The sequence below is a fragment of the Chryseobacterium mulctrae genome, from assembly GCF_006175945.1.
GTDB classification, from domain to species: Bacteria; Bacteroidota; Bacteroidia; order Flavobacteriales; family Weeksellaceae; genus Chryseobacterium; species Chryseobacterium mulctrae.
On the sequence record NZ_VAJL01000001.1, the window covers coordinates 4,566,111 to 4,588,937 of the forward strand.

At 33.8% G+C, this 22,827-nt stretch carries 17 protein-coding genes; 5 read left to right on the forward strand and 12 right to left on the reverse strand.

All coding sequences use genetic code 11. The features are described from left to right. Positions 1-47 precede the first annotated feature (47 nt). From FDY99_RS21375 to amaB, 9 genes are all read right to left on the reverse strand, one after another. On the reverse strand, positions 48-1,463 hold the full coding sequence (locus FDY99_RS21375) for an efflux transporter outer membrane subunit (RefSeq protein ID WP_139423642.1): 1,416 nt from the start codon (positions 1,461-1,463) through the stop codon (positions 48-50). Positions 1,464-1,484: 21 nt separating this feature from the next. Further along, entirely contained in the window at positions 1,485-4,631 is a 3,147-nt protein-coding gene (locus tag FDY99_RS21380) for an efflux RND transporter permease subunit (protein ID WP_074228672.1), read from the reverse strand. Continuing rightward, a complete protein-coding gene (locus FDY99_RS21385) occupies positions 4,631-5,815 on the reverse strand; it encodes an efflux RND transporter periplasmic adaptor subunit (protein ID WP_139423643.1) in 1,185 nt (394 codons plus the stop codon). The genes FDY99_RS21380 and FDY99_RS21385 overlap by 1 nt, the downstream gene beginning before the upstream one ends. Position 5,816: 1 nt before the next feature. Further along, positions 5,817-6,272 (reverse strand): GbsR/MarR family transcriptional regulator, encoded by a 456-nt coding sequence (locus FDY99_RS21390; protein WP_139423644.1) that lies wholly within the window; start codon positions 6,270-6,272, stop codon positions 5,817-5,819. 147 nt (positions 6,273-6,419) lie between these two features. Continuing rightward, positions 6,420-7,604 carry an aspartyl protease family protein gene (locus tag FDY99_RS21395; RefSeq protein ID WP_139423645.1) on the reverse strand — a complete coding sequence of 395 codons (1,185 nt, stop codon included), beginning with the start codon at positions 7,602-7,604 and terminating at the stop codon, positions 6,420-6,422. Between the two features lie 65 nt (positions 7,605-7,669). Beyond that, the gene (locus FDY99_RS21400; RefSeq protein ID WP_139423646.1) at positions 7,670-8,191 is read right to left on the reverse strand and encodes a GNAT family N-acetyltransferase; all 522 of its coding nucleotides are present in this window, start codon (positions 8,189-8,191) and stop codon (positions 7,670-7,672) included. A 175-nt stretch (positions 8,192-8,366) separates the two neighbouring features. Further along, positions 8,367-8,597: a hypothetical protein gene (locus tag FDY99_RS21405; RefSeq protein WP_074228661.1), complete on the reverse strand. Its 231-nt coding sequence runs from the start codon at positions 8,595-8,597 to the stop codon at positions 8,367-8,369. Positions 8,598-8,660: 63 nt separating this feature from the next. After that, the gene (lat, locus tag FDY99_RS21410; RefSeq protein ID WP_139423647.1) at positions 8,661-9,986 is read right to left on the reverse strand and encodes an L-lysine 6-transaminase; all 1,326 of its coding nucleotides are present in this window, start codon (positions 9,984-9,986) and stop codon (positions 8,661-8,663) included. An 80-nt stretch (positions 9,987-10,066) separates the two neighbouring features. After that, the gene (amaB, locus tag FDY99_RS21415; RefSeq protein WP_139423648.1) at positions 10,067-11,617 is read right to left on the reverse strand and encodes an L-piperidine-6-carboxylate dehydrogenase; all 1,551 of its coding nucleotides are present in this window, start codon (positions 11,615-11,617) and stop codon (positions 10,067-10,069) included. Positions 11,618-11,750: 133 nt separating this feature from the next. Here amaB and FDY99_RS21420 point away from each other — a divergent pair, with 133 nt between their 5' ends. Then, positions 11,751-11,945, forward strand: coding sequence for a hypothetical protein (locus FDY99_RS21420; protein WP_074228655.1), 195 nt, complete (start codon positions 11,751-11,753; stop codon positions 11,943-11,945). A 50-nt stretch (positions 11,946-11,995) separates the two neighbouring features. Here FDY99_RS21420 and FDY99_RS21425 read toward each other — a convergent pair whose 3' ends face one another. From FDY99_RS21425 to ccsA, 3 genes are all read right to left on the reverse strand, one after another. After that, complete coding sequence (locus FDY99_RS21425) at positions 11,996-12,184, reverse strand: Arc family DNA binding domain-containing protein (protein ID WP_074228653.1); 189 nt, start codon at positions 12,182-12,184, stop codon at positions 11,996-11,998. A gap of 159 nt (positions 12,185-12,343) precedes the next feature. Next, positions 12,344-13,222 carry an SPFH domain-containing protein gene (locus tag FDY99_RS21430; protein WP_139423649.1) on the reverse strand — a complete coding sequence of 293 codons (879 nt, stop codon included), beginning with the start codon at positions 13,220-13,222 and terminating at the stop codon, positions 12,344-12,346. Positions 13,223-13,404: 182 nt separating this feature from the next. Next, the gene (gene ccsA / locus FDY99_RS21435; protein WP_139423650.1) at positions 13,405-16,734 is read right to left on the reverse strand and encodes a cytochrome c biogenesis protein CcsA; all 3,330 of its coding nucleotides are present in this window, start codon (positions 16,732-16,734) and stop codon (positions 13,405-13,407) included. Positions 16,735-16,984: 250 nt separating this feature from the next. Here ccsA and FDY99_RS21440 point away from each other — a divergent pair, with 250 nt between their 5' ends. The 4 genes from FDY99_RS21440 to FDY99_RS21455 all read left to right on the forward strand — a co-directional run bounded on the left by FDY99_RS21440 (position 16,985) and on the right by FDY99_RS21455 (position 22,820). Next, positions 16,985-19,540, forward strand: a complete 2,556-nt coding sequence (locus tag FDY99_RS21440) for an FtsK/SpoIIIE family DNA translocase (RefSeq protein WP_139423651.1) — start codon at positions 16,985-16,987, stop codon at positions 19,538-19,540. A 77-nt stretch (positions 19,541-19,617) separates the two neighbouring features. Beyond that, complete coding sequence (locus FDY99_RS21445; protein ID WP_074228644.1) at positions 19,618-20,265, forward strand: LolA family protein; 648 nt, start codon at positions 19,618-19,620, stop codon at positions 20,263-20,265. A gap of 67 nt (positions 20,266-20,332) precedes the next feature. Then, complete coding sequence (locus FDY99_RS21450) at positions 20,333-21,787, forward strand: LptF/LptG family permease (protein WP_139423652.1); 1,455 nt, start codon at positions 20,333-20,335, stop codon at positions 21,785-21,787. A 172-nt stretch (positions 21,788-21,959) separates the two neighbouring features. Then, positions 21,960-22,820, forward strand: coding sequence for a hypothetical protein (locus FDY99_RS21455; RefSeq protein WP_139423653.1), 861 nt, complete (start codon positions 21,960-21,962; stop codon positions 22,818-22,820). Positions 22,821-22,827: the final 7 nt, after the last annotated feature.

The following is a 22,827-nucleotide window of genomic DNA, read 5'->3' on the forward strand; positions in this document are numbered from 1 at the left end:
CAGCACACGTCTTAACAAGATTTGAATATATAATAACTAACTTTCCGTTATTTCCATCCGCCGCCTAAAGCTTGGTATAAATCTACTGCAGCTTTCATTTTACTGTATTCTGCATTTGAAATATTAAGCTCGGCGTTCAATGAGTTTACACTTGCATTTAAAACTTCAAGGTAATTTGCCATACCGTAGTTGACCAGTTCCTGAGAATAATCAACCGATTTTTTATAAGAATCAAGCTCTTTTTTCTTTAAATCTATAAAAGAATCCTGAACCGAAAATACTCTTATCGCATCTGAAACTTCTTTTCCTGCAGTCAGAATAGACTTTCTGAAATTAAGATAAGCTGTTTCTTTGTTGGCTAAACTTACATCGTAATTGGTTTTGATCTGTCTCTTGTTTAAAATAGGTTGTGCCAAACCAGCTACAACATTTGCAAAAAGAGAGTTTACACTAAACAAATGATCGATATCTACCGACTGTACTCCACCGCTTCCTGTTAGTTTTAAGGTTGGATAAAACTGAGCTTTGGCAACATTGGTCAACTCGAAAGCATTCATCAAATTAAATTCTGCCTGCATCACATCCGGGCGATTTGACAGCAAACTTGCAGGATATCCTAAAGCTAAACTCTCCGGTAATGACTGTGATTTTAAAGAGGATCTTGCAATGGTTTGTGATGATTCACCCATCAATAAGCTCATCGTATTTTCCAAAAGTTGAATTTGAGTATCAATGTCGATCAATAAAGATTTAGCATTATAAACCAACGCCTGACTTTGCTGAACTGCAACTTCAGTCAATGTTCCAGCGTCTTTTAATGCTTTTGTAGTTTCTAAATTATTTTCTCTTACTTTAATTGTTTCCTCAATGATTCTTTTCTGATCATCATAAGTCAACAACTGGAAATAAGCAGAAGCAATGGATGCAACCAGGTCACTTTTCACAGCTTTATGAGCTGCTAAAGTTCCCAAATAAGTTGCTAACTGAGCTTTTTGCTGAGACTTCATTTTTCCCCACAAATCTGCTTCCCAACCGATTGTTGCTGTAATATCAAACTGATTGACATAACGTCTCTCTCCGATGATCTGACCAAACTGTGTGTTGATCGACTGTGTCTGAAAAGTGTAGTTCGGGCCTATTGATAAAGTAGGTTCGTAAGCTGCTTTTGCCTGTTTTAAATAAGCTTCTGCAGAAGTAATACTCTGTACTGCAATTCTTACATCAAGATTGTTTTCCAAAGCTTTTGTGATGTGCCCCTGAAGAATAGGATCTGTGAAGATCTCTTTCCAGGAAACATTCGCAATACTTGTACTGTCTTGAGGCAGCATATCGGTACGGAATAGTTTTTCGTCAACTGCAGCTGCAGGTCTTTCGTACTCTTTTCTTACCATACAAGATGATAAAACAGCGAACGTGACAACTGAAAAAGCAGTTCCTTTTATTATTATTGATAAATTTTTCATTATTTAAATCTTAAAGATTTCTTATTCAGCTAAGTTCATTTCTTCGTGCTTAATCGGTTTTATTTTTTCCTGTAAAGTCTGGAAAATCACATATAAAACCGGAATCACAAATACTCCCATAATGGTACCGATCAATAATCCAATCGATGCACCTGTTGCAATTGATCGGTTACCAACCGCACCAATTCCGCTTGCTAAAACCAATGGTAATAAACCGAAGATAAATGCCAATGAAGTCATCAAAATTGGTCTCAATCTCGCTTTCGCTGCATTTACGGCAGACTCTACAATCGTTTCGCCATGATGTCTTCTCTGAACAGCAAATTCGATAATCAAAATCGCATTTTTCGCCAACAAACCGACCAACATAATCAATGCAATCTGGAAGTAAATATTGTTTTCCAAGCCCATTATTTTCTGTCCGAAATAAGCTCCCATTACCCCAAGAGGAAGTGAAATTACCACAACTAAAGGAAGAATGTAACTTTCGTACTGAGCAGAAAGAATGAAATAAACAAAAACCAAACTCAAAGCAAAAATCAATAAAGTCTGAGATCCTGAATTTAATTCTTCTCTTGTAAGACCTGTAAACTCAACATCGTAATTTTGATCAAGTGTTTCTTTAGCTACCGCCTGAACCGCAGTAATTGCATCTCCCGAACTGTAGCCAGCCTTGTTTGCTCCTGTAATTTTTACTGAAGTAAATAAGTTGTAACGTCCAACAGATTGTGGTCCATAAGATTTCGTCAATGTTACAAATTGTGAAATAGGTGACATCTCTCCAGAGCTTGTCTTAATATAATATTGATTAAGATTTTCAGCATTTACTCTGTTTTCAGGAAGAGCCTGAATCATTACTCTGAATTGTTTTCCGTATTTGGTAAAGTCAGCACTGTAAATTCCACCGACGTATCCTTGCATGGTAGACAAAATATCATTTACAGAAACTCCTTTTTGTTTAGCTAACGGAACATTGATCTCCATTAGATACTGAGGATATTTTGTGTTAAATGAAGTCTGAGCAAATTCAATTTCCGGTCTTTGCATCAGGTTTCCAATAAACTCATTGGTTTTAGCGTCAAGCTGAGCAAAATCACCTCCCGATTTATCTAAAAGTACCATCTCAAAACCTGCACTACTACCAAAACCCGGTACACTTGGAGGCTGGAAGAAAACAACTTTAGCATCAGGAACTTTTCCTGCAAGACCAAATAATCTCTTTGTGATTTCTTCAGATGATAATCCATCCCCTTTTCTTTCATCAAAAGGTTTAAGCTTAACAAAGGCAAGACCGTTATTACTTCCGTTTCCGGATAATAATCCTCTACCTGTAGAAATAGTTACATTCTGAATTCCAGGAATCTGCAATGCATTTTTCTGTAAAGTTTTCAGAACATTATAGGTTCTTTCCATAGATGCTCCCGGAGGAAGCTGTACATCTGTAAAGATAATCCCTCTATCTTCTGTTGGTACGAAACCTTTTTTCATGCTTCCATTTGCCCAATAGATAATTCCTCCGGTAACGACAAGAATTACTAAAGTCACCCATTTATGTTTAATTAAAAAATTAAATCCTCTTCCATAACGCTCAGTTGCTGTTTTGAAACCGATATTAAATTTATAGAAGAATTTCTGAATGAAGTTTTTATTTTTATAATCTTCGTGATGATCTTCGTGAGGTTTTAAGAATAATGAACATAAAACCGGACTTAACGTTAATGCGTTTACCGCCGAAATGATGATCGCAATAATTAAGGTAATCCCAAACTGTTGATAAAATACTCCGGTAGGACCGGTAATAAATGTAACAGGAATAAATACCGCCGCCATTACCAATGTAATTGAAATAATCGCACCTGTAATTTCGTCCATTGCTTCTACTGTTGCCTTTTTAGCATTAGAAATTCCATGCTCCATTTTAGCGTGAACTGCTTCGACGACGACAATCGCATCATCTACCACAATACCAATTGCTAAAACTAAAGCGAAAAGCGTTAATAGGTTTAATGAATATCCAAAAAGATTCAAGAAGAAAAACGTTCCCACAATCGATACCGGAACCGCGATCGCCGGAATCAATGTTGATCTGAAATCCTGTAAGAAAATATAAACTACAATAAATACCAAGATAAATGCTTCGATCAAAGTATGAATTACTTTTTCGATAGATGCATCTAGGAATTCGTTGGTATCAAAGTTGAAGGTATATTTTACTCCTTCAGGATAAGAACTTTCATTTTCTTTAAGCTGTTTTTTGATGTTTTCGATAATCTCCTGAGCATTAGATCCCGGAGTTTGAAATACTCCCATACTGATTGATGGATAATCTCCGTTTTCACCGACTCCGCTGTAAGATAATCCGCCCAGTTCTACTTTAGCAACATCTTTCAGCATTAAATTCTGTCCGTCTGGAAGAGATTTGATGATAATGTCATCGTATTGTTCCTTTTCACTGAACTTTCCTACATATTTAATGATATATTCAAAAGAACTTCCGCTGTTTTGTCCTAAAGATCCTGCTGCAGCTTCTCTACTCTGATCATTAATTGCATTGGTAACTTCAGTTGGTGTAATTCCGTAAGCTGCCAATTTTGCCGGATCAAGCCATACTCTCATCGAGTAATTTTTTCCACCAAAAACGTTAGCTTCACCTACTCCATTAATCCTTTGTAGATTAGGAATTACGTTTATATTCAAAAAGTTTTGAAGATATACATCATCAATATTTTTATTTTCTGAATAAAAAGAAAGATACATCAACGCACTCGTTTGTTGCTTCTGAGTTACAACACCCGCACGCGTAACTTCACTTGGAAGTAGCGGGCTTGCTCTTGAAACACGGTTCTGAACGTTTACCGCAGCAATATCTGCATCTATTCCCTGTTTAAAAAATACCTGAATCTGAGCTGAACCATCATTTCCTGCTGTTGAAGTAATATAATCCATCCCTTCAACCCCATTGATTTGTTCTTCTAAAGGAACAACCACACTCTTCATTACGGTTTCAGCATTGGCTCCCGTATAATTGGCTCTCACACTCACCGTTGCCGGAGCAATATCGGGATATTGTGTAACCGGAAGTGCTGTAAGTCCCAAAACACCGAGAATAACGATGATAATGGAGATTACAGTGGATAAAACCGGTCTGTTAATAAAGTTCTTTATCATTAGAATTTCGGTTTTACTGATTGAACGAGACTATCCATGCTGATTTTTTTAGGTTTTACCGCTGTACCTGGCTTCACATTTCCTGTTCCGGCTGCAATAATTACTTCACCTTTTTTAACCCCAGATTTTATTAAAGCTAAATTGTCTATTCTTTCAATGACTTCAACAACTGTATTTCGTGCTGTATCTTTTTCAACTTTATATACGTAAACAATTCCTTGCTGTTCGTAAGTTGCGCTTTCCGGTACGACTAAAACATTGTCATAATGTTTAGGGAATCTGATGGTTCCGCTATTTCCGTTACTCAAAAGTTTTTGAGCATTCTTAAACGAAACTCTAAATTGAATAGTTCCTGTTGTAGGATCTAAAGAACCTGTAATAGCCTCAATTCTTCCTTTTTCAGGATAAATACTTCCGTTTGCCAACTGAAGTTCAACCATCGGAAGGTTTTTTATTTTCTCTGGAACATTTGCTCCTACAGATTTTTCTAAGAAATCGAAATACGCTTTTTCATTCATTGAAAAATAAGCGAATATCTCTGAAGTATCTGAAATTGTAGTTAAAGCAACCTGATCTGTAGGACCAACCAAACTTCCCACTTTTAAAGGAAGCTTACCAATAACCCCTGAAATAGGAGCCCGAATCACTGAATAATCAATGTTTGCTTCTACTCCTTTATAATTAGCAACGGCTTGTCTTTTAGCAGCAATTGCCTGTTGTAAACCAGCTTGAGCCTGAACTAAATTTGCCTGAGCAGTCTGTAACTGAACATTACTAATAATGTTTTTCTGAACAAGAGGTTTCAGTTTATTTACTTCTACATTAGCCGCATTTACCTGAGCTTGAGCAGCAGCGATATTAGATTCGGCTGCGCCAATTCCTGCTTTTGAAGCAGCGGCATTTTCCGTTAAAATGTTAGTTTCAAGACGGAACAAGGGCTGTCCTTTAGTTACATACTGACCTTCATCTACCAAAACCTGGGTAATATAACCCTGAATTTTTGCTCTGACATCATTATTAACTCTACCTTCAATACTTGCAGGGAAAGTGTCGTACCCTACTATATTTTTATTCTCTACCGAAACCACAGGAAAAGGTTTTGGGCCATCCTGTTTCGGAGCTTCTTTTTTGCAGGCAGTCAACGAAAATGCTGCTACAGAAAATAGTATAAGCTTGTTTGTCATTTTATAGTTTATTAAGAGATTCCTGAATATTTGTTATGTTTTTATTTAAAAGAGCTTTGTAGACTTCAATTCTTTCGTCTTCTTCTTTATGCTCTGTTTTTCTGAAGTTTTTTAGATCGTCTAACAGTTTTAATTCATCCTGCATTTTTTGAACAATTTTTTCAAACCTTATTTTTTTATAATCATCGTTGGCAAAAAAATAACGCTTTCTTTCATCCATTTTATTAACGTCAATAATTAATTCTGAGCTAATAAGTAAATTAAGATTGGTAGAAACCGAGCTTTTGCTTGCTGAAAAGACTTCAACAAACTCATCAAAGGTAATTCCTACCTTATCGAAATCGAAAATGAGGTAGGAATAAATTTTTGAAGCCAGAGGTGGCAGATTGAGAACAGTGCCGTAAAACTTCACAGCATCCTGAAATATTTTCTCATCTACTTCTAGACTTTTTTTCATTATTGAAAATTTTCTCAAATGTAGAGATTAGTTCGGAACTAAACGAACAAAGGTGATAGAGTTTATAAATAAACAGTTTCTTAAAGAATCAATGAATATCGATTTAACCTTTTGTGCTTTTTTAAATCATAACTTTTTCAACGGCTTTTACTCATCTCTTTTCAGGAAAATATTTAAATATGTATCAATTTCAAAATATTCGTTTTGGCGTTTAACTTTGAGTTTTAATTTTTGGTTAGGTTTAAGTTTTTTTTCAAACTTTTCTATATTTAATTTTTTAACAGACTTTTTATTGATTTCTAAAATTTCGTCGTTATGACGTAGTCCTTTTTTGTAAGCATCACTTTCTTCATATATACTGCCAACAGACCAGCCTTTATCTACATTTTCTATTTCAATCAAAATAAAAGATTTGTATAAATCATCTGTAGGTTTGTTGAAATTTTCATTTGGTTTTACCCAAATTTTATACTGAGTCGGATGATAGATGATATCAAAATTATCTAACATATCGTTGCCAATAATACCGATGTAATTTTCGTTTTTCGAAAGTGCTCCAATGCTATCATTACTTACATCTATTTGGTGGTCGGTTAGTTTGAATTTGTCAAATTTTACTTCTGAAGCAAACAGAGAATACCCCATATGTAATCCACTTACACCACCATTATTCCTATAAGTTACTTTTTTACTATTTAGGATGTCTTTATTATTTGCAAGCTCACTTGTTAAGACTGTTTCTTTAGAACCTGTATCAATTAAGAAATCTCCCTTTATAGTTGTGTTGTCGTTTAGCGTTAGTTCCATTGGGAGATACATAAAATAACCATCAAATTTAATTGCAACTTCCTGATAACTATCATTTATTGTAGGGTTAAGTATAATTTTCTGTGTGATATAATTAACTTCAAATGGTGTGGTGCCAAAATTCGAAAATCCTACAATTCCGTCTATATTCTTGCCCAAAGGTTTTTTCAAATTATGAATCATATTATACTTCGAAAAAAATGTATTGTCAATAACAGAAAATTCAACCGTATCAAGAATTCTGGTCATTTTCACTGGATTATTCCCAACGCCTGCATTTTCAGATTCAGAGAAATCATTAAAAGACATTTTCTGATTTTTATAAAAAGTACTGTCTATAAGCAACCAAGGTGACCCTGTATCAAAATAGAAATTTCCTTCATCATATTGATTAATTTTCAGATTAATACTAATATGTCTTCCTGTATTTTTGAATTTAACATATTGTTCTTTTTGCTGATAAATATTCTTTGAACATGATAGCAACAGCGAAGAAAAAATTATTAAAATAGATAATTTAGTCATTTGTGTATATGAAAATGATTTACCAACAAAAATAAAAGAATTTCAAAGCTTTTTCACGAAAAACATCAAATAATAAGTACTTTTTCATAAGCTTTTCTTACACCACCTGCAAGAACAACTTCACCACAATAGGAGTAACCTTTAGACTCTAAAATTTTAAGCATGGCAAGGTTGTCATAGTTTGTATCAACTTTGATACTTAAAACATTCTGAGATTTTGTGAAATCTTCAATATAATCAAAAAGTTTTTTGGCAAGTCCTTGACCGGCAAAATTTTCTGAAACGGCTACCCTATGAATAACCACAAATTCTCCTGTTGTTAACCAGGCTCCTTCAATTGAACTGTAGGCTGGTTCGTCGTTGAAAATCAGCGCAACGTAAACCGCAACATCATTATTAACTGTCAAAACATGACCAAATCCTTTTTCAACATCACTTTCTACGGTTTGTAAATTGGGATATCCGTTTTGCCATTGATCACTGCCATCTTTTCTTCTGCGTTCGATGGATTGCTGAATAATTTCCCAAATAATATCTATATCTGTTGCATTTGCTTTTCTAAAATGGATTTCGTTTTTATTATTCATAAGAGGTTTATATTACAAACTTGAAAATTGGGAAATAACATAATCAGTGCCAAATGTTTTCCATTAAAATTTTATTAAGAATATTATATTTAAAAGTTTGGTGCTAAAAAAACCGAAAATTAATGAGAATTAATTTTCGGTTCCGAAGTAGTAAAATTTAAAATTATGAAATTTTTTATTGATTTTGATTTTGTTGAAGATAGGCATCGATAATCTCGAATGCTTTCTTCTCGTCATGTAAATCTACCATTACTTTTAAACTTGTCGCTGTAGGCGTTGTTGTAAAAGTCAGATAATTATTTTCAACATCATTCGTTATCTGTGCATCATCTAACTTTGACTTTATTAACTGAATTTCGGTAGATTTATCGCTTTCAAAAACTGATACTCTCGTGTTACGTTCCATATAATATACATTTTGAGTATCTAAATATAGGACGTTTTTTTCAGAATTCCAAATTTTGAAGTTTTAAATTTTATTAATGTTGTTTTCAATTTTATCTAAAGCGATCTGAATTTCCTCTGTTGTAACATTCAAATGTGGTCTGAATCTTATTGACTGATCTCCACAAGCAAGAATGATTAAACCATCATTATACAGCTCATTTCTGATGTGATCTCTTTGTTCGCCCGAAGGTAAATCTATTGCGCACATCAAACCTTTTCCTCTTGCATTAGATAATTTTTCAGGATATTTCTGAGCTAAATTTTGCAGACCTTCCAAAAGATATTCACCTACAATATTGGCATTCTCTAAAAGGTTTTCTTTTTCGATAACTTCCATCACCAATTGGAAACGAAGCATATCAATAAAGTTACCGCCAAAAGTAGAATTGATTCTAGAGCTTTCTCTGAAAACGTTATTTGGTATCTCGTCAAACTTTTCTTTATTCGCCAAAACACCACAAACCTGAGTTTTTTTACCGAAAGAAATAATATCCGGTCTTATGCTTAAATGTTCAAAAGCCCACATTTTACCGGTAATTCCGATTCCTGTTTGTACTTCATCGAAAATTAATAAAACTTCATGCTCGTCGCAAATATTTCTTAAACCAACAAAGAATTCGTCTCTGAAATGATTATCACCACCTTCAGCTTGTATTGGCTCAATAATGATACAAGCAACTTTATCAGGATTTGCAAGAATTGCTTCTGTGATTTGGATTAACGCTAAATTTTCGTTCTTAATGGTTTCTTCTAAATTCTCTTCTGTGATTGGGAAATGTAATTTAGGATTAAGAATTCTTGGCCATTCAAACATCGGGAAATACTGATATTTTCTTGGGTCTGAAGTGTTGGTTAAGCTTAAAGTATAACCGCTTCTTCCATGAAATGCCTGTCTGAAATGGATGCAGATTCCAGCTTCAAGATCTAATCCTTTTTCGAAATTTTTTCTTGTTTTCCAGTCGAAACATGCTTTCATCGCATTTTCAACACCTAAAGCTCCGCCTTCAATAAAAAATGCATACTGCAATTCTTTAGGTAAAACTACTCTTTCGAAAACTTCAAGAAAATGAGCATATTCTTTAGAATAAACATCGGCCAAAGTAGGTTTGTTGACTGCCATTTTTCCCAGCCAATCAGACTTTTCAACCAAATAAGGATGATTGTATCCAATAGAAGCTGAGCCGAACATTGAAAACATATCCAGGAAATTTTTCCCTGAAACTGAATCGTGAATCCAAGATCCGTGAGAGTTTTCGATATCCATTACAAAATCAAAACCGTCTGCTAAAACGTGTTTACCTACTGTTTCTTTTACTTTATTTGACTGAATTTCTAATATATTGTTCATATTAATTTTAAAATTTTTTAAGTGAAATGGATTAAGAGATTCTGTGCATTCATCTCAGAATCTCTTAATTCTAAATTATTTTAAAGATCAAATTTAATTCCTTGAGCCAATGGAAGACTTGCGGTATAGTTAATAGTATTGGTTTGTCTTCTCATGTAGTATTTCCAAACATCAGAACCAGATTCTCTACCGCCTCCTGTTTCTTTTTCACCACCGAAAGCTCCACCAATTTCTGCACCAGAAGTTCCGATATTTACATTAGCGATTCCACAATCTGAACCTGCATGAGAAAGGAATAATTCTGCTTCTCTCAAATTCTGAGTCATAATTGCCGAAGATAAACCTTGCGGAACATCATTCTGAATGGCAATCGCTTCTTCTAAAGTTTTGTATTTGATTAAATATAAAATCGGTGCAAAAGTTTCGTGTTGTACGATTTCGTAAGAATTTTTAACTTCAGCGATACAAGGTTTTACATAACATCCAGATTCGTAATCTTTACCTGTTAAAACTCCGCCTTCAACAACGAATTTCCCGCCTTCTTTTTTACACTTTTCAATTGCCAGTTCGTACTGATTTACAGCTTGAACATCGATAAGCGGTCCAACGTGCATATTTTCATCCAATGGATTTCCGATTTTTAACTGTCCGTAAGCTTTTGCTAAACGGTTTTTCACTTCATCATAAACAGATTCATGAATAATCAGTCTTCTTGTAGAAGTACATCTTTGTCCTGCAGTTCCTACTGCTCCGAAAACAGCTCCGATAATTGACATATCAAGATCTGCATCTTTAGAAATGATGATGGCATTATTTCCTCCTAATTCTAAGATTGATTTACCAAATCTTTCAGCAACTTTAGAAGAAACCATTCTTCCTACTTTTGTAGAACCTGTGAATGAAACTAAAGCAACGCGTTTGTCATCAACTAATTTTTGGCCGATTGTGTGATCTGCAACCAATACACTTGAAATTCCTTCAGAAAGATTGTTTTCTGCTAAAACTTCATTCATAATATTCTGACATGCAATCGCACAAAGAGGAGTTTTTTCTGATGGTTTCCAGATGGTAACGTTTCCACAAATCCAAGCTAAAGCTGTGTTCCAAGCCCAAACTGCTACCGGAAAGTTGAATGCTGTGATGATGCTTACAATTCCAAGCGGATGATATTGCTCGTACATTCTGTGACCTGGTCTTTCAGAATGCATTGTATAACCGTGAAGCTGTCTTGATAAACCTACTGCAAAATCGCAGATGTCTATCATTTCCTGTACTTCACCAAGACCTTCCTGTAAAGATTTTCCCATTTCGTAAGAAACAAGCTTTCCAAGATCATCTTTGTATTCTCTTAATTTTTGCCCAAGCTGACGTACAATTTCTCCTCTTTTTGGAGCAGGTACCGTTCTGAATTCCAGAAATGCTTTTTGAGCAGATTCGATTACTTTGTCGTAATCTTTCTCGTTTGATAGTTTTACTTTGGCGATTAATCTTCCGTCTGCCGGAGAATAACTTTCTATAGATTTTCCTGATGCAAAAAATTTCCCTCCCGTAGAAGTTCCTTTGTTTTCATCTTTGATTCCTAAATTTTTTAATGATTTTTCAATTCCGAAATCTTTGATTTTCTTTGACATAAAAATTTAACTTTTCGTTTTGCCTAAGATAGAAAATATTACTTAAATGGGAAATTTAATTTTTTTTAACTGGTTTTATTTGGACTAATTATAAACATGCTTATCTTTGTAAATAACATTTATAATTGCAGAAATGGAAACGAAAGAAGCTATAAACGAAGAAAATGTAGAAAAAAAATCAAGGTGGAAGAAAATGCTTAAGAAATTCGGTATTGGCGGAATCATCTTTTTTACGGTAAAAGGAATTATCACTTCTACGCTGATTTATTTCTTAGGTAAAAATTTCTGGAGCATAATCAGCGGTTATTTTACAGGAATTTTTCAATAAAAAAAGCAAAGAAAATATTCTCTGCTTTTGATTTTGTTTTGCCATTTATTTTATTCTTTTTTCTTTCTCCCGGCATTGATTAAATTCTGATTAAGAAGATACTCAATCTGCCCGTTGACGCTTCTAAACTCGTCATTTGCCCATTTTTCAAGAAGTTTATAGGTAGACTCATCTATCCTTATCACGAAAGATTTTTTGCTTTTGTTTTCGGGAGAGTTCTGAGCTTTTTCTGATTTCATTTTGTTTGTTTTTCTATTTGCAGCTTTGTTTTTAAACGCAAAGAGTACAAAGATTTTTCTTAAATTATTGAGAATATTTTTCGCTCAGCAAAGAACGCTGTAACTAATCTTTATAGCTAGAATCAGGTTTTTTTCTCAAACTTAACCTTAGCCTCAACCTTAATTATACAACGTTCCCGCATTTAAAATTGGCTGCGCTGCTTTTTCACCACAGAGAACAACCATTAAATTACTTACCATTGCTGCTTTTCTTTCGTCATCCAATTCAACAATATTTTCTTCCGAAAGTTTCTTTAAGGCTAAATCTACCATTCCGACTGCTCCTTCTACAATCTTAGTTCTTGCTGCAACAATTGCTGTTGCCTGTTGTCTTTGAAGCATTGCTCCTGCAATTTCAGATGCGTATGCCAAGTGTGAAATTCTTGCTTCCTGAATGATAATTCCTGCTTTTGAAAGTCGGTCTGTTAATTCCTGTTCCAGAATCGAATTGATCTTTTCACCGCCTTCTCTTAAAGTAATTGGAGCGTGATCGTCTTCCAAATTATCGTAAGGGAAACTCATTGCCAAATGACGAACTGCCGCCTCACTCTGCATTTTTACAAAATCTGAATATCTTTCTACATCAAATGCAGCTTTGTAGGTGTCTCCTACTTTCCAAACCATAACAACCGCGATTTCGATAGGGTTACCCATTTTATCATTTACTTTCAAAGTCTGTCCCTGTAAGTTTTCTGAACGTAAAGACATTTTCTGAGATGAATACAAAGGGTTGATAAAAAACAGCCCGTTGTCTTTTACAGAGCCAACATATTTCCCAAAGAAATTTAAAACTCTTGAATGATTAGGTTGAATAATCATTAAACCTTTCAATAAAAAACAGGTAATAAAAAATGAAATAATTGAAATAATGATATAAGTGATATCCTGATTTTCTCCATCATTAATACCATAAATAAAAAGATAAGCTGAACCTCCCAATAAAAGAAGAGAGATTACGAGTGCCAAATAACCTGACATTGGTTTTAAAGTTTTTTCCATAAATGTAATTTTAAAGTGATATTATTTTGATATCATAAAGATATGAATTTTTAGTTATTAGTTATTATATTTCTTAATCTTCTTTTCTTATGGGCGTATTTTTTTAGTTAAAAATTTTTACTGTTTTAAACAAAAAAAATCCCGAAAATAATTTTCGGGATTTCTATAAATATATGAATGATTTATTTTTTCTTTAAAGCAACAAACTTAAAGTAAGATACTAATGCTAAAGTAAACATGGCTGCTAAACCGATATATACCCAAGCCGGAATTGGAACAGGATCTCCTGCTGCATAAGAGTGAAGCCCGCTTAAGTAGTAATTTACTCCGAAATACGTCATTACCATAGAACAGAAAGCAAACATTGTCGCTACGCTGAATGCCCATCTGCTTCTTAATCCAGGAACCAATCTCATGTGTAAAACAAATGCATACACCATAATTGAGATAAATGCCCATGTTTCTTTTGGATCCCAGCTCCAGTATCTCCCCCAAGATTCATTCGCCCAGATTCCACCTAAGAAGTTTCCTACGGTTAATGCAAAAAGTCCGATTGTTAAAGACATTTCAGATACAATTGCTAATTCTTTTAATGTTGAATCATTATGCAATTTGAACTGTTTTTTATCTGTAATGATATAAAATATCAGTGTAATTACAGCAATAATCATCGACAATGCAAAGAAACCGTAACTCGATACAATAATAGCAACGTGTACAACTAGCCAATAAGATTTAAGAACCGGTGCCAAAGGTGTAATCTGCGGGTTAAGTGCTACTGCTCCATGAGCAAAGCCCATCATGATCACCGCAACCATAAATCCTGCTGCCGGAATTAATGCATTAGAATGGTTTTTATTTGATAATTTATTTTCAGAATCTTGTTGTTTCAATTTTGGATTTCCGAATCCGAAATAGAACATCATCCCTGCTGAAACTCCTATCCATGAAATGAAAATAATTGCTTCGTAACCGTTACTCCAAGGAGCGTGACCAGAAATATACCATCTTGCAATCAGTCCTAAAAAGTGTACAACGTAACCTACAAGACCAAGATAAATAATTCCTTTAATGATATTATTAAGAATTTTGGTAGGTTTAAATAATTCTACAAAACCTAAAATAAATACCAAACCACCAACGATAGTGTAGAAAATTAATAAGAAAAAATTGATATTTGCTTTATTAATAAAAACTTCTAAATCAACTTTCTCTTTTGAAGGAACAACTGCTTTCCCCCATTTCTGCTGATAGTCTGAAAGTTTTTTTAATTCAGCATCTGCTTTGCTCCAATCTCCTGTTTTTTGAGCCTGAAGTGCTTCTGCAAAATAAGGTCCCATTACTTTTTGAGATTCCATATCCGGTTCCATTTTTTGATCAAGCCAAGAATGCCAAGTATGGTTGGGATCATTTTTTACCGGAACGATTCTCATGAATTGTCCACTGAAAAATTCATTAAAGATCTGAACCTTTTCGTTTAATTTAATAACTTCCTTGTCATACTCAGACTGTAATGCCGGTTTTTTACGGAATGCGGTGTTATATTCTTCATCCAAAATATAAGTTAGGTTTCCGTTAGCATCAGATGGGAAAAGATTCATCAAAGTTGTATAACCGTCTTCGTTTGCTTTTACACGTTTTAAAAGAGCTTTTCCACCTTTCGCATCTACTTTTATAAGAGGAACCATTGTCCAGCTTGGTGTATCTGTATTAATTGACAAAAACCATTGTTCAGCTGTTAAGTATTTTCCGTCAGTTCCTTTAAACTTATCTTTTTGATAAAGCTTTCTTAGAATATCTAAAGCCTGTGTATTAACCGGAACAATTCTTCCTTCGTAATTCTGTACCAAAAGATAGCCAAATTGATCTGCATGTTCTTTGCTAATTTTATTTCTCGAAATAATCTCGTCCGGCGAAATTATTCTCATTTTCGTCAAAGGAGCAGCTAAAGAATTAGAATTCTGCTGACTTCCCTGTGATTGGGTTGCTTGAGGAGCTACTTCATGAGTATGACCATCTCCTTCTACATGTACATGTTCTCCACTTCCATCGTTTGTTCCATGCATTTCAATTTTCTGAGCGCTTAACGTTAAGCTTAAGAATAATAAAACAACTGTTGCTGCTCTTTTTTTATTGATATCTTTCAGCATTTTATTAAGTTTCCAGAAATGTGTTCCTTTCCAGAAAAACATTACAAACATACCTCCGAATAAGAATGCATAACCGATGTAAGAAATTAAAGTTCCCCAATAATCGTGGTTTACAGAAAGTAAAGTTCCCATTCTATCCGGCGTATAACTTGCCTGGAAAAAACGGTAACCTTTATAATTAAGAACGTTATTCATATAGATTTTATAAGGAGTCTGTTTTCCTTCGTCGATGATTTTTACGTGACTTTCGTAGGCACTTGGAGATGAACTTCCAGGGTAAGTTTCCATTACGAAATCATCTAATTTTATAGCAAAAGGAGTGGTGTAAATTTTAGGACCAAACCCAACCATAATATTCAAACCATCCATTGTTACTTGTTTGTAAGCATTAGGATTTCCTCTTTCCACAGAAAGCTCTACGATTTGTTTCGTTTTCGGACCTTCTATTTCTATCGTCATTGCATCAGGAACATTCTGATCTTTCTTTTTGTCACCTTCAAAAGCCATTAGCTTCCCTTTTTTAAGACCTTCAGGAACAACTAGCTTTAATTCGTTAATGCTGTAAAGGCTTCTTAAAACCAAAGGTTGATATTGATCTTTAGCCGTATTTCCGGTTGCCTGAGTTGCCATCGTCATGTACGTTGCATCAACAGGAGTTTTAATCAAAATCTGTCCGTTTTCTTGCTTAAATTCTACAGCACCGTCAATAGCTCTGTTGAAAGTAACCAAAGTTCCGTTGATAGATTTTGTTTCTCCGGATTTGATGTAAATATTTTGTCTTCCCATTTCTGCAGTAGACACCAAATGAAGATATTCTGCACCATTTGCATCAGCAACTAAACTGTCTTTTTTTCTCTGAACATAATCCAAAGTCTTTATCTTAACCTGTTTTCCGTGGAAATCATAAGTTGCTTTAAAATCTTTGTGTAATGGTGACATTAGATAAGGAACATCTTGATAATTCAACACATCACCTTTATCTTCAATCTGAATTTTAAAGAATTGTTTGTCGGTAACGATTTCGTTTGAAGTTTCACCTTCTCTGATTGTCATTTGCCCTTCAAAACTGATGTATCTTGTAATCGCACCCCCAATAAAAATAAAAACAAAGGCAAGGTGAAAAACCAAAAGTGGCCATTTTTCTCTTTTCCAAAGGCGGTAACGGTTAATGTTCCCACAAAAGTTGATAATGAGGAGAAGCATAATGAGCTCAAACCATTTTGCTTCATAAATTAAGGCTTTTGCTGCAGGTGTTCCGTAATCGTTTTCTAGGAACGTCGCATAAGCCATGGAAAATGCGTAAACCAGCAATAGAACTGCCATTGTTCTGGTTGAAATAAGAATATCTTGGATCTTCTTCATGATTTTTTTTACTTGACATGCAAAAATAAGGATGATAAACCGAAAGAGGGCTAAAAAAAGCTGTTTTTTATCACATTAAAAGGGATTTAGCTTATTTTGAAACATTCTTAATAAGCTGATTTTTATTAAATAAAACATAAAAACAGACATAGATTTCCAACATAAAATATCACATCAAAAAACAAACGTGTTTTCTCCTAAAAAATATTTAAAATCTAAAAAAAACATTAAATTTGCCCAGACTGACATTATGGAAAAGAAATCACAAAAAAAACAACCAGAAATGCCTGAAACAGGCAGAATCTTATCAAAACAACGTATTTTTTTCGGACTTACATCAATTGTTTTCGCCGGAGTACTTGCGCTGTCTTTTATCTCTTATTTAATGAATTGGAAGGCAGATCAAAGTCAGGCCGGAACAATTTTAGATAAATCGATAAAATCATCAAACATATTCGGAAAGCTGGGAGACTGGCTTGGTAATCTTTTTATTTTTGAAAGCATTGGTATTGCATCATTTATTGTTGCATTTCTATTTGTAGTTTTCGGAACAATGATTTTAAAGAAAAAAATCTTTAAACCTTGGATGACTTTTGGTCACTCACTTTTCTTTATCTGCTGGTTACCCATTTTATTGGGAGCTATTACAAGGGGTAACGGTAACGGTGGCGTTTTAAGCGGAGTTTATGGATATCAAATCATGGATTCTCTTTCTGCAATTATTGGAAATGTTGGGCTTTGGGTAGTTTTAGTAGTAAGTATTGCCCTATATTTTATTCTTGAATTTAATCTTAGACCAAGTTCAATAAAAGCTAAACTTGATATAATTAATGAAAATACCATCGGAAAAGTAAAATCGATGATGCCAAATTCTGATCAAAATTTTGATGCCGATCAGGAATTGGAAGAAGAGGAAGTAAATGAGGAAGCACAAAATATTACGGTTACAGATTTATCTGATAATAGAAAAACTCCTGAAGTTGCAAAACAAAATCCGGTTATTCAGGAAACGCAACCCATTCCAGAAGTTGAAACTATTGTAACGCCAAACCAGACTTCTTTTGAAGATAACAAAGAAACTGCACCTACTTTAAATTTAAATATAACAACACCTGCAATTCCTGCTATAAAACCAGAAGATGCTTTTGATGCTCCGGTTTCAAATTCTTCACCTTCTACTTCTTTTTCTTCGTCTTCTGATGCGGATGAAATTAAATTTAAGGTAGAAGTTGCTCCTGTAATTGATATTATAGATGATGCAGAAAAACAATCTCAGGATTTGGTTGACAAACATGGTTTGTATGATCACCGATTAGATTTGGCTAAATTCCAAATGCCTCCAATCGATTTATTGAAAGATTACGGAAATGAAGAAATCTCAATCAATAAAGAGGAATTAGAAGAAAATAAAAATAAAATTGTTGGACTTCTTAAAAACTTTAATGTCGGAATTGCTGAAATTAAGGCGACGATCGGACCAACGGTTACTTTGTATGAAATTGTACCGGAAGCAGGAATCAGAGTTGCTTCTATTAAAAAATTACAAGATGATATTGCATTGAACCTTTCCGCTTTAGGAATCAGAATTATCGCACCAATGCCTGGAAAAGGAACGATTGGAATTGAAGTTCCGAGAAAAAATCCTACAATGGTTTCTATGAGATCGGTCATTGCTTCTCAGAAATTCCAGAATACGGATATGGATTTGCCGGTAGTTTTTGGTAAAACAATTTCCAATGAAGTTTTCATGGCAGATTTATCTAAAATGCCTCACCTTTTGATGGCGGGAGCAACAGGACAAGGAAAATCTGTGGGAATTAATGCAATTCTTACTTCTCTACTTTACAAAAAACATCCAAGTGAATTGAAGTTTGTAATGGTAGATCCTAAAAAAGTAGAACTTTCTTTATACTCAAAAATTGAAAGACATTATCTGGCAAAACTTCCGGATTCTGATGATGCGATAATCACAGACACCAATAAAGTAATTAATACTTTGAACTCTCTTTGTGTAGAGATGGATCAGCGATATGATTTGCTTAAAAATGCTTTCTGTAAAAATTTAAAGGAATACAATAAAAAATTCACCGAAAGAAAATTAAACCCTGAAAACGGACACCGTTATTTGCCTTACATCGTTTTGGTAGTCGATGAGTTTGCAGATTTAATTATGACAGCAGGAAAAGAAGTGGAACTTCCGATTGCAAGATTGGCGCAGTTAGCAAGAGCGGTAGGAATTCACTTAATTGTTGCTACACAAAGACCTTCTGTGAATGTAATTACTGGTATGATTAAAGCAAACTTCCCGGCAAGAGCGGCATTTAGAGTAATTTCAAGTGTGGATTCAAGAACGATTTTAGATTCTACAGGTGCAGATCAGCTAATCGGTAAAGGTGATATGCTTTATTTCAACGGAAATGAAATCTTAAGACTTCAGTGTGCTTTTGTTGACACGCCGGAAGTTGAAAAATTGGCAGAATTTATTGGTGAACAGAAAGGTTATGCTTCTGCGTTCTTACTTCCTGAATTTGTTTCTGAAGAAGCGACAAGTACTGTAGGTGCATTTGATCCTAATGAAAAAGATGCTTTGTTTGAAGAAGCTGCAAGAATTATTGTTTCAACTCAGCAAGGTTCTACTTCAATGTTACAGAGACAGCTTAAATTAGGATATAACAGAGCCGGAAGAATTATGGATCAATTGGAAGCAAGCGGTATTGTTGGAGGGTTTAATGGTGCTAAAGCAAGAGAAGTTCTCATCAGCGATTTGTATTCTTTGGAACAGTTTTTGGAAGATCTGCGAAATTAAAATTTAAAAAAATCTACGATTTTAACTTTCAGAGAATATGAAAGTCTAAAGAATAGGAAAAATTAGAAAAATTTAGAATGAAAAAAATAATATCAAAAATAGTTTTAGGAACATTAGTAGTAGGAAGTATTGGTTTTGTGCAGGCACAGAAAATTGATGCTAAAGCAAAAAAAATATTAGACGATATTACGGCGAACTACAATTCTAAGAAAAACTCATATTTCAAATTTGCTTTTGGAAGCGGAATGAACGGAGCTGTTTCTAAAACAGAGCCTGGAATTTATTATTCTGCAGGTGATAAGTACAAGTTGAAAATCATGGAAACCGAACAGATTTTCGATGGTAATAAAATCTATAACATCAATACCGAAGACATGGAAGTTACCGTTGCGAAACCAAACGCAAGCAGCACCATGTTCTCCCCTATCAATTATCTTACATCGTATAGAAAAGATTATAATGTTGCATACGGAGGGAAAAAAACAGTTGATGGTGTGAATGCAGATTTAATTAAATTAACTCCGGTAAAAGCAAATGGATTAAAATACATTTATCTTTATGTAGATTCTGCGAAAAAGCAAATGCTGAAATTGGAACAACACGGAAACAATAAAGATATCTCTGTAATTGCGATAAAAGAATACAAAGAAAACCAGCAATTAGACCCGAATATGTTTGTTTTTGACAAGGCAAAATTCAAAAATTATCTTGTTACAGAATTATAATTCTAAATAAATATTAAAATTTAAAGTCACAAAGAAAACTTTGTGGCTTTTTCATTAATTTTGGCGAATGTTTAAAATCTTAGACCGATATATCATCAAGACCTTTTTTGGTCCGTTTTTATTTATATTCAGTGTACTGTTTTTTATATTTATTGTAAACATTATCTGGATTCAGCTTGGTCAGTTTATGGGTAAAGGTTTAACGACTTTACAGATCATGAAGCTCCTTTTCTATCTTGGAGTAAGTGTTGTAAGTATGGTTTTACCATTGACCGTTTTATTGGCAAGTATCATGTCTTTCGGTGAACTGGGAGAACGCTACGAACTTGCCGCAATGAAAGCTGCCGGGATTTCTTTAACGCGAGTGATGATGCCGCTTTTGGGAGTAACTGCTGTTTTGGCAGTCATGCTCTACTTTTTTTCCAACAATATTATCCCCGATTTTCAGAGGAAAGCGAAGAACATGCTTTTTAATATTGCTCAAACCAAACCTGCATTGAATTTTACTCCGGGACAATTTATCGATCAATTACCTGGTGTTATGGTAAAATTTGATAAAATTAAAGGGGAAGATGGAAGAGATTTAGAAGGTGTTTTTATTCATAAAAAAGCAGGAAACTACGAAAATCAACAGACAATTGTTGCCGAAAAAGGAAAATTTGCGAACGCAAAAAATCCTAAATTCATGAAGCTTATTTTATATAACGGAAGTGTAATTGAAGACAGTTATGCCGGAAAACCCGATAATGTAAGATTAAAACAGCCCGATCAGGCAACAAAATTTGATAGCCTAACCATTCACTTCGATATTAGTGAATTGATTGATAAAGCTATCGAAAAAGAACAGATTACAGACGATTACCGTTTTCAGACGTATACTGAACTTTTGGCTACGATTGATAAAACCAAAAAAGACAACACCAGAACTGCAGATAATATCAGTAACGATATTATTTCTCAAACCAATGCTGTGATTACTTATATGGACAAAAATAAAACCAAAGCTCCTGTAAAATCACAATACAAACTAGATTCTATAAAAGGAGAAAAGAAACTGCAGCTTCTTACGAATGCATATTCAAGACTTGATAATCTCAAAACCAATCTGGATTCTAAAGACAAAGAACTTGATCCGAGTGTTAAATATTTCAGTAAAGTTGTTATTTACCAGCAGAGAATTCTTACCTACTCTTTCACATGTATCATTTTCTTTATGATTGGTGCGAGTTTGGGATCTATTATCCGAAAAGGAGGAATGGGAGTTCCGGTTATCATAGCGATTATAATATTCATTATTTTTTATGTAATTAATGTAGGTTTTGAAAATGTTGCTTGGTCCGGCAAAATGAGCCCATATCTTGCAGCTTGGCTTCCTAATATGATATTATTTCCTTTTGGAATTTTAATGACTTATAAAGCTTTGACAGATTCTCAGTTATTCGATTCTGAAAAATACAAAGCCTTCTTTAAGCCTCTTACAAAACTCTTCGTAAAACAGAAAGAACATAAACGTTATCAATAATAATTTAATCCGAAAGAAATTTCGGATTTTTTTTGCTATTTTTTCTTACCTGATTGTTGTCATTTTTATGGTAAATATAATTCTTGAAGTTGTGAGGTGATTCATTAATAAATATATTTGCATTATTTTTTATTCAATAACTAGTGATTTTTAATTTTAAAAATAAATTTAAATGCTTAAAAATATTTTAAAAATTTCCTTAATTGGGCTTTTCTTTATTTCGTGCTCAGAAACTGATGAACAAATTGTAGATTTAATTCCTGCAGAAACTCCAGTCGTTAATGATCCGGATTTAACAAGTATGGAAATCAAATTATCTGTTAATAAAACATCAGGTAATATCTTTGATGGTTTTGTATTTAAATTAAAACAAAAGAACCAGTCAAGTTATTTTGGTGATCTTGATCAGCATCTGGATTCTTTAGTTTTTAAAATTTCTGATATAAAAGAAACAAAAAGACTTTTTGAAAAAATGGATAATGGAAATGTGGGAACAACTCAATTCAATCACAACTTCTATCTTCCAGGAAATTACAATGCAAGTATTTTAGGCTATAAAAGCGGGAAAATAATTTATAAAGACGACATTAACCTAAAAGTTTCAGACACCAAAGATTTTCTTGTAACGAATTGGGATAATTTTTCAGTTAATACTCCTACAGGATATTATAATGCACTTGGAAAAAATTCATTGGTTTTCTATAATGAATTTGAAAACGGAAATCCATATATTTTCGTTTCAAATTCATGGGACAATATGAATAGCTACACTGCAGATCAAATAAAAACTATGGACAAAGATTTCCTGTATAATTATTTTGTAAAAATGTATTCTACACCACAATATTCTGAAGCTAATACTCCGAATTTAAAAGATATTTATGTGCAGAATTTTAAAAAATCTTTAAAAAATGATATCCCTGTAAATATATGGATTACTCCTAAAAGTAAAATTGCTTTAGTGAAAGAGTATTCTGGCTATAACCCCTCCCAGTTTTATGGATATCGGATTATTGCAGAACCTAACAAATGATGAAAAA